Here is an 893-nt window from a genome sequence, read left to right on the forward strand (position 1 = left end):
CGAAACCGGGGCCAATGGCGGGCTCTGCCAAGCCTTTTTCCGCAGCCTGTTAAGCTACTTTCGAAAAAGGATCGCCCGCATGCGGATGTTGGCGATCCTACGCTACTGGGCGATTGATGCCTTTTCCGTCGTCTGGACCTTCATTCTCTCCGGCATGACCATGAATGACCAGAAGCCACCAAAGCAGCCTTCGTCCGGACGTAGAAAGGCCGCCCATAAACGGGCGGCCTTAATCTTGTCATGCAATGCTGTGCTTTAACGCGCTCATTTTATCGTGACCTTCTTTGACGGATACGAATGCCTTTTCTACAGCGGAACGCGAAGACGGTTCCAACTCACTGTCGCGCAGCGCGTCTTCGAACTTGGCTTTGATGTGGTCTTCACCACGCTCGACTTCCTGGATGATCGCTTTGTCGTCTTTGCCGGTAATAGCCTGCTTCAGGTCCATAAACGTCCGGTGAGCGGCGGCGAGGAAGCTGCTGTCGTCCTCAGGGGTTCCACCCAATCGGCGAACTTCGGCCTGAAGGTCGCTCGCCGCCGCGCTGCGGTCGCGCGCGAACTCAGCGAACATCGTAGCGAACTGGGTGCTCTCAGCGTCCTTGGCAGCGTCCTCATAGCCCTTCATGCTATCGAGGGTCGTTTTGATCAGGCCGTTGAGCGTTGAGATCGTGCTTTGCGTGGTCATGATGTTATCCTTCTTGAGAGTTGCTTCAACCATCAGCCGGCAAACTTGATCCCTTCGAAGCGAAACATCCTATGGCCTGGCTCTGATGCGACGGTCGGCGACACCTTGATCGGACAGTTGCTACTGTTGAACCGGACCCACCTGCAGCCTTAACCTGTTTTATTCACGAAGGCGGGTGATAGGGTTGGCGGGAGTGGCGTAAGCGATT

2 protein-coding genes are annotated in these 893 nt (G+C 55.9%); one reads left to right on the forward strand and one right to left on the reverse strand.

The features are described 5' to 3' along the window. Positions 1-259: hypothetical protein (locus ACODRZ_RS26755; RefSeq protein WP_488973193.1), on the forward strand; the 259-nt coding region annotated here is incomplete at its 5' end. Here the strand turns inward: ACODRZ_RS26755 and ACODRZ_RS26760 are convergent. Next, the gene (locus ACODRZ_RS26760) at positions 239-685 is read right to left on the reverse strand and encodes a ferritin-like domain-containing protein (RefSeq protein ID WP_036528209.1); all 447 of its coding nucleotides are present in this window, start codon (positions 683-685) and stop codon (positions 239-241) included. The genes ACODRZ_RS26755 and ACODRZ_RS26760 overlap by 21 nt on opposite strands. Positions 686-893 lie beyond the last annotated feature (208 nt).

Source organism: Novosphingobium sp. FG90 (genome assembly GCF_057808725.1).

Excerpts from the sequence above, each read along its gene's own strand:
- ACODRZ_RS26760 (WP_036528209.1), bottom strand. The coding sequence starts at position 685 with ATGACCACGCAAAGCACGATCTCAACGCTCAACGGCCTGATCAAAACG.